The sequence below is a fragment of the Rhodococcus sp. C26F genome (assembly GCF_053345925.1).
Genome location: NZ_JBKFBA010000060.1, coordinates 1 through 7,752, shown reverse-complemented (window position 1 = coordinate 7,752; position 7,752 = coordinate 1). Strand labels below are relative to the sequence as shown.

The 7,752-nt window shown below is 68.4% G+C and carries 6 protein-coding genes and 1 pseudogene; 3 read left to right on the top strand and 4 right to left on the bottom strand.

The window, feature by feature from the left end; translation table 11 throughout:
* The 4 genes from ACLBYD_RS28655 to ACLBYD_RS28640 form a co-directional block, all read right to left on the bottom strand.
* On the bottom strand, positions 1–1,696 hold a 1,696-nt coding region (locus tag ACLBYD_RS28655; protein WP_447819093.1), incomplete at its 3' end, for a PEP-utilizing enzyme.
* Positions 1,696–2,523: a phytanoyl-CoA dioxygenase family protein gene (locus tag ACLBYD_RS28650; RefSeq protein WP_447819092.1), complete on the bottom strand. Its 828-nt coding sequence runs from the start codon at positions 2,521–2,523 to the stop codon at positions 1,696–1,698. The genes ACLBYD_RS28650 and ACLBYD_RS28655, both read right to left, overlap by 1 nt.
* 36 nt (positions 2,524–2,559) lie before the next feature.
* Entirely contained in the window at positions 2,560–3,366 is an 807-nt protein-coding gene (locus ACLBYD_RS28645) for a phytanoyl-CoA dioxygenase family protein (protein WP_447819091.1), read from the bottom strand.
* A 41-nt stretch (positions 3,367–3,407) separates the two neighbouring features.
* Positions 3,408–5,174: a thiamine pyrophosphate-binding protein gene (locus ACLBYD_RS28640; RefSeq protein WP_447819090.1), complete on the bottom strand. Its 1,767-nt coding sequence runs from the start codon at positions 5,172–5,174 to the stop codon at positions 3,408–3,410.
* A gap of 74 nt (positions 5,175–5,248) precedes the next feature.
* Between ACLBYD_RS28640 and ACLBYD_RS28635 the strand changes: the two are divergent.
* The 3 genes and pseudogenes from ACLBYD_RS28635 to ACLBYD_RS28625 all read left to right on the top strand — a co-directional run.
* Positions 5,249–6,017, top strand: a pseudogene (locus ACLBYD_RS28635) (enoyl-CoA hydratase-related protein); the annotation flags it as partial.
* Positions 6,018–6,050: 33 nt separating this feature from the next.
* A complete protein-coding gene (locus ACLBYD_RS28630; RefSeq protein ID WP_447819106.1) occupies positions 6,051–7,076 on the top strand; it encodes a phosphotransferase family protein in 1,026 nt (341 codons plus the stop codon).
* A 31-nt stretch (positions 7,077–7,107) separates the two neighbouring features.
* Positions 7,108–7,752 (top strand): enoyl-CoA hydratase-related protein (locus ACLBYD_RS28625; protein ID WP_447819089.1); only part of this gene is annotated, 645 nt, incomplete at its 3' end.

Below are 7,752 nucleotides of genomic sequence, written 5' to 3'. Positions count from 1 at the left end.
CCGCCTCGGCGACGGCGCCGTTCTGCCCCGGTGCCGGATCGAGGACGGTGACTTGGCCGGTCGCCCCGTCCACCTCGACGAGCGCACCGTCGGGGATGATCCGGGTCGCATTGGTCACCGACACCACGCACGGCAGCCCCAGTTCGCGGCTGACGATGACCGCGTGGCTGATCTGGGCACCCACCTCGACGATGACGCCGGATGCCGCGGCGAACAGCGGCGTCCAGGCCGGGTCGGTGATCGGGGCGACCAGGATGTCGCTGGCACCGAACTCCGGCGGATCGGTCGGGTCGAGGACGATCCGGGCGAAGCCCACGATCTTGCCCGGGCACCCGGAGATACCGGTGAGGACGGTGCCGGCCTCGGCCTTCGCCTCGCGCGGCCCGTCGGAACGCTTGGCCCAGGTCTCATACGAGGGCGGCGCACCGGTGGTCACGAACGGCGGGATCCGGTCGAAGAGGGTCCGGTACTCGGCGTCCCGTTCGGCGAGGGTGTCGCCGAATTCGCGCGGCGCGCGAACGAACGGGTCGAACTCGCGCTCGGTGAGCATGAAGACGTGGATCGGGTCGACGATGTCACCGGTCTTCGCGGCGCGCTCACCGAGTTCCCGCAGGGCCAGCCGCATCTCGTGAACGATCTTGATGCAGTTGGTCTTCGTCCGTTCCCGGCCGGCCGAGTAGAGGTGGACTGCCCGGAGCACGTCGCTGAAGGCCTCCTGGTTCGCCTCGTCGAGGCCGTCGAGGATCTCGGTGGTCAGCGCGATCCGTTCGGCGATGCGGCGGTCGGTACGCGACTGCGGCGACTCCGAATCGGGGGCGCCGCGCATGGCGTCGATGAGCACGGTGACCATCTCCGGCCGGGTGCCCCAGGTGTCCGAGCGCAGTTCCCACTCGTTGGGGCCGCGGCAGCCGTAGTTCTTGATGAAGTCGGCCAGGCCGCGACGGTACTCCGCCGAGTCCGCATCGAGGCGCGAGAGCTCCCACAGTCGCCAGTTGAGCTGGGCCGAGTCGACCTCGCCGACACCGGCGCACAGCGTGGTCAGCTGGTCGGAACGCCCCAGCTCGGCCAGCATCGCACCGAGGGCACCGCTGGCCACACCCATGCCGTTGCTCACCACGATGTGACGGCACATGAGGCGCCGCGACAGCGGACCGAAGGAGCGCGCGTAATCGACGAGCTCCTGGTCGGTGGCCCGGGCGAGGTCCGGACGCCGGGCGACCAGGCGGTCCACTTCGTCACGGTCCTCGGTGGGCTCGGGGAGGGTGCGGCGTTTGGTGATCGAGCCGATCCACTCGGCATAGGCGGCAGCCCGTTCCGGGTCGTCGTCGCTGGGACGCTTCTCCTCGGAGTACGGGAGGATGTCGGGCAGCTCACCGAAGTAGTGGCGGTCCATCTCCTCCGGGGTCAGATCGCCGGGCATCCGGACCGCGAGGACCCGGGCCATGGAGATCGACAGGTACAGGTGACCGCCGAAGATGTTGTAGAAGGTGTTGCGGTCGGCGTCGAACTCCTCGTGGCGGAAGGCACCCATCTCGACGTAGGCGTCACGGACCCCGATGTCGGAGTCGTGGCTTCCGACGCCGAGCCCCACGGTGGCCGGTGACACCGGTGCCGGCATCACCTCACCGGCGTTCGCCCGTGAGAACACCGGGAAGGTGCGGTTGACCTCGGTATCGGCAAACCAGTGTTTCGTCATCAGTTCATTCCTTTCACCCAGGTTTCGGCGGGCTGGCCGTTGATACGGCCGAGGCCGTTGCGATCGAATCCCAGAAGTTGCAGCAGTTTCGGTGATGCGGATTGGAGGACCCGGGGGTCCAGGCTCAGGAACCAGTTCTCCTGGGTCCGGTACATCGGCAGCGTGTACCAGGCGAAGACCCCGGCACGCTGCTGCCCGTTGGTGGTGTTCGAGCCGGTCTTGTGCCACAACCGGCCGTCCATGACGCACATGGTCCCGGCAGGTGCTTCCAGCGCGACGCCGGCGGCGGCGGCCTCGTCACCCTCGGGACGTCGGTTGAGCCTGTGGGTTCCCGGCACGATGACCGTGCCCCCGTTGGCCTCGGTGAAGTCGTCGACGGCCCAGATCGCGTTGGCCCCTTGGACTCCCGACCACGGCAGCGGCATGTACATCTGGTCGGCGTGGAGCATCATCTCGCCGCCGCCGGAGTGGGTGATGTTGGCGGAGATGTTGGACAGCAGCAGGTCCGGTCCGAGCACGCTCTCCAGCAGACGCAGCGCCAGCGGATGCTCCACCAGTTCGACGAAGGGGCGGCCCTTGGACAGCAGCCCCCACACCCGCTGATTCGAATCGTCGTGATCGAGCCGGAAGTCGGTGGCGACATCGTCGTCGCGGTCGTCGGCTGCCGCAGCCGCGAGCCGGTCCTGCAGGCGGGTCAGCGCATCGCCGACGAGCACCTTCTCCACCAGGCAGATTCCGTGTTCCCGGAGGTCCGCCTCGGCCTGTTCGATGTCTGTAGTCGGGTCCGGAAGCCGCTGCGCGGCAGGGTTTTCCAATAACTCAGTCATTGGTGACTACCTTTCTGAGCGAACGCTTGCATTCGGTCACCGGCGCAGGTTCATGTGGACGCTGGAGTTGCCGGAGTTGAGGCCGAGCCGGGTGGCGAACTCCTCGCTGACGGTCTGCTGCAACTCCGGATCCAGCGCGATGTTCCAGTTGATCTGGGGGCGGATCCACGGCAGGACGTAGAAGCCGAACAGTGCGGCGCGTTCCTTGTCCTTCGAGTCGTTGCTGCCGGTGCAGTGCCAGAGCCGGCCGTCCATCACCATTACCGAGCCGGCAGGGGCCTCGATCGCGACGGTCTCGGCCACCGCGGCCTCCGCGGGGCTCGGGGCATGGCCGATGCGGTGGCTGCCGGGCACGTAGCGGGTGGCGCCGACCTCCTCGGTGAAGTCGTCGAGCAACCAGCCCACGTTGAGTCCCAGCGGCTGGTCGGGCCACGGTGGCGTGGCGAACTGCTGGTCGGCGTGCAGCACCATCGGGCCGGATCCCGGCGCGGTGATATTCGCCGAGAAGTTGGAGATGAGGTAGTTCTCGCCGAGGCTCTGCCGGACGAAGGCGCTGGCCACCGGGTGGTCGATCAGGTCGATGAACACCGGGTCGTGATTGAACAGCATGAAAACGCGACGGTTGACGCTGTCCGGGTCGAAGCTGTAATCGCGGGTGGCGACGCCTCGGGCGTCCGATCGATCGGCGGCCTCGACCAGGCGCCGGCGCACGTCGGTCACTTCGTCGGCGCTCAACACGCCTTCCAGCAGCGCCAGGCCGTGGTCGCGCAGGTTCGCCGCGGCGACCTCGGGGTCGGTGGTCGGTTCGACCAGCGGGGCCGGTCGGGTGAGGGAGTCGGTCACGGTTTCCTTCTTTCAGCGGGCACGCGGTTCGCTCGCGCGGTTCAGACCGGGATGTTTTCGTAGTAGGGCACGACGATGACGCCGGGATCGTCGGTGTCGCCGACCGCGGCGACGGTGGCCGGGTGGACCACGTCACCGGAGACAATCACGTTGAGACAGGTCGGCGCCGGGTCGGCGATCCATTTGTCGACGGCTGCGGTGAGATCGGCGAGCGTCTCGATGCGTTTACCCCGGCAACCGAGAGCTGTTGCAGCGGTCTGGTATTCGGTGTCGGGAAGATGGCTGATGATCTCGCCGCTGTCGCCGTAGACGACGTTCTGGCCGTGGCTCGACATCGCCCAGAGACTGTTGTTCACCACGACGACGAGGATCGGCAGTCCGTGCCGGGCGAAGGTGTCGAACTCCTGGATGTTGAAGCCCACCGAACCGTCACCGACGATCAGCACGGTCGGCCGGTCCGGATCGGCGACCTGGGCGCCGATGGACAGCCCCGGACCGATCCCGAGGTAGCCGAGATAGCCGCCGAAGCCGAAGCCTCGGTGGGGTGAGGCTTCGTGGACCAGGCCGCCGGCCCAGACCGCGGCCTCACCGCCGTCGGCGATGATGTTGGCACCGCGCGGCACCGACCGCATGACCTCGCGCACGGCGTGGAAGGGGTGGATCCCCGACGATGGCTCCGCCGGCTCCGACTCGAACGCCGCATTGAGACCGGCCAGTGCGGCGGCGGCCTGCGCGCGCCACTGTGCATGATCACCTGGCTCGGTCTGCCGGGCGGCCTCAAGCAGGGCGGACAGGAATTCTCCACTGGCAGCGGTGATTCCGACCGCTACCGGACGCATCCGGCCGATCTCGACCGGATCGACGTCCACCTGGACGACCGCGGCGTCGAACGGGATGACCCGCTCGGAGCGACCACCGAGCTGCTTGCCGAAGCGCGATCCGATCACCACCGCGACATCCGGCCCGTGGCCCGCCACGGTGAGACCGGAGAGCACCTTGGTCGAGCCGGCGAAACAGCGGTGATCGGACGGCAGCGCGCCGGCGGTGTAGGGCTGATGGAAGACCGGGATGTCGAGGTGCTCGGCGAGCTGCGCGAGCAGCTGTCGTTCGGCGGCGCCCTGGGCCCCGCCGCCGACGATGATGGCCGGACGCTGCGCTCCTTGCAGCAGCTCCAGCGCCTCGGTGATGCTCTGCGCCGACGGCGCGGGCGGCCGGGGCAGGAAGGCTCCCCCACCGATGCTGATCTGCTCCGGCTTCACCGGGCCGAACAGGATGTCGATCGGTATGTCGATGAGCACCGGTCCGGGCGCGCCGGTGAGGGCGACCCGGGCGGCGTGGGCGACCAGCCGGGGAATCTCCTCGGCGACGGTCACCTGGTGAGCCCATTTGGTGACCTCCTTGGCCAGGGCGATCTGGTCGATACCGCCCTGCAGCGGGTTGGTCTCGGCGTCCCGACGGGGCGGGGAGCTGGTGATGGTCAATACCGGGGCCCGGTCGACGGCTGCGGTGGTGAGTCCGGCGAGCGCATTGCCCAGGCCGGCACCCGCGGTGGCGAAGGCGACGCCCAGCGAACCGGTGGCCCGGGCGTAGCCGTCCGCGGCGTTCACCGCGACCGCCTCGTGACGGGTATCGACCAGCCGGATCCCGCGGTCGTGCATGCCGATCAGTGCCGCGTCCAGGTGGCCGCCGTGAACGCCGAAGGCGACCTCGACACCCAGGTCGACAAGGGTCTGGGCGAGCAGCGCGCCGCCGTCCAGCTTCCGTCCGGGCCTGAGGTCTCGGGTCACTCGTGCGAGGTAATCTTTCATGGGTAATATTATCTACGTCACACCGCTACTGGCGTCAACACACAGATCACATTTCCCCGAAGGAAAGGGGTTCCATGCTCACCTCGGAGGCGGGCGTGCTGACCGAGACGGTCGGCCCAACGCTGCAGGTCACCATTGATCGGCCGCCGCAGCTCAATGCGGTTCTCACCGAGACCCTCGACGAGATCGCGGCGACCCTCGACCGGCACGCCTCGAACCCGCAGATCCGGGCGGCAGTGCTGTCCGCATCGGGCCGGGCGTTCTGCACCGGAGCGGATCTGAACACCGTCAGTTTTGACGAGCCGCTGACCGTCGACATGGTGGAGGCGGCCAACCGGCTGGTCACCGCGATCGGAAGATTCCCCCATCCGGTGATCGGTGCCGTCCGGGGCCCCGCGGCCGGCGTCGGCGTCTCGCTGGCGCTGGCCTGCGACCTCACTGTGGCGGCCGAGTCCAGTTACTTCCCACCGGCGTTCACCCAGGTGGGCTTGATGTTCGACGGCGGGGCGACCACGCTGGTCGCAGCGTCGATCGGCCGGGCGCGCGATGCGCACGATGCTGCTCGCCGAACGGATCGCGGCCACCACCGCAGCCGAGACCGGGCTCATCGCCGCGACCTATCCGGACGACGATTTCGATCGATGCCTCGATGATCTGCTGCACCGGATCACGACCGGCCCGATTGCCGCCTTCGCCGAGACCAAGGCCGCCATCAATGCCGCGACACTGGGCCACCTGCCCGACGCGCTCGATCGCGAATCCGCCGGTCAGGCCACCCTTCTGCCGTCGGCGGACTTCGAGGAAGGCATCACCGCGTTCCGCGAGAAACGTCCCGCCCGCTTCGCCACCGTCGCCCCTTCACACCCAGGACAGCCGATGACCCGACATCTCACCGACGGACTCGACCTCGACGCGGTCTCGGCCTGGCTGGCACCGCACCTCCCCGGCGCGACAAGCCCGTTCACTTATCAGCGCCTGACCGCCGGCCGCTCCAACCTCACCTTCACCGTTTCCGACAGTGAGCAACGGTCGTGGGTGCTGCGCCGGCCACCGCTCTCCGACACCGCCGCTACCGCGCGGCATCTGGATCGGGAGTGGGCGATCCTCACCATCCTCGACGCCGGCACGGTGCCCGTGCCGGAACCGATCGCCCAGTGCTCGGACCCGACCGTCACCGGGGCGCCGTTCTATGTCATGGAACATCTGGCCGGTCTGACCATCGAAGACGAGGACGACGCTGGCCGGCTCTCTGTGACCGCCCGTCGGGCCCTGTCGGAGCAGCTCGTCGACACCCTGGCCGACCTGCATCGGATCGACTGCGATCGACCGGAACTACGCCGCTTCACCCGCGACGAGCCCTATCTCTCCCGGCAACTTCGCCAGTGGCACCGCCAGGTCGACTCCGCCACCGGCTCGGACGGCAGCAACTCCCTCGCGGGCCTGGCTGAGCTTCATCGCCGCCTGGTCGCGGACCGCCCCGAGGAGCGATATGTCGGCATCGTCCACGGCGACTACCGGCCCGGCAACCTCGTCGTGGGAACGGACGGCGCGGTCATCGGCGTCCTCGATTGGGAGTTGTGGACCGTCGGTGACGTACTCGCCGACCTCGGCTGGCTCTTGGCCACGTGGTCGTCGCCCGAAGCGGTCGACTGGGCTGCCGCGCAGACCCCCGGCTTCGCCGGTCTCGATGACCTGATCGCCAGATATCAGGCGCAGACCGGCTACGACCTGAGCCGGGTGAACTACTACCACGCCTTCGCCCTCTGGAAACTGAGCTGCATTGCGTTGCAGGCTCTTTCCCGCTACCGATCGGGCGCCATGGGGACCCATGACGTCGATCTGCAATCCCTCGAGGCCAAGCCGGCCGCCCTCATCGAGCAGGCGTTCACGGTGCTCGCCTGAACGCCCAACCACGTTTCAACCGGAAGGAATCATGTCCCCCTCAGCTACCGAGATCCGTTCGACCACCGAGGCTGTCGTGTACCGCCGCCACGACAACGGCGTCGCACACATCGAACTCAACAAGCCGGACAGCCTCAACTCGCTCGATCTCGATGTCCTGTCCGCGCTCGTCGATCTGGGCCGTCGCATCGGGGAGCCCGAGTCCGGCGTGCGCGCCGTCGTTCTGTCCGGCCGGGGACGAGCATTCTGCTCCGGCCTCGACCGGGCCCAGTTCGAGAAGATGACGAACTCGCAGGCCGAGACCGGCGGCGAAGTGGAACGGCTGGGGGCCGCGAAATCCGTCGCCCAGCAAGCGGTCCACGTCTGGTCCATCATCCCGCAGCCGGTGATCGCGGCGGTTCACGGCTATGCGCTCGGCGGCGGACTCCAACTCACCCTCGGCGCCGACATCCGAGTGGTGGAACCGACCGCCAAACTCTCGGTCATGGAGGTGGCCTGGGGGCTGATCCCGGATATGACCGGCACCCAGCTGCTGCCCGAGCTCGTCGGCCGTGACGTCGCCAAGGACCTCACCTTCACCGGACGCATGATCACCGGAGAAGAGGCTGCCGCGATGGGACTGGCGACCCGCCTCAGCGAGGACGCCGTCGCCCAGGCGCTCGATCTGGCCGGCCAG

Coding starts and splice junctions, on each gene's coding strand:
- ACLBYD_RS28640 (WP_447819090.1), bottom strand. CDS start 5,174: ATGAAAGATTACCTCGCACGAGTGACCCGAGACCTCAGGCCCGGACGG.
- ACLBYD_RS28650 (WP_447819092.1), bottom strand. CDS start 2,523: ATGACTGAGTTATTGGAAAACCCTGCCGCGCAGCGGCTTCCGGACCCG.
- ACLBYD_RS28630 (WP_447819106.1), top strand. CDS start 6,051: ATGACCCGACATCTCACCGACGGACTCGACCTCGACGCGGTCTCGGCC.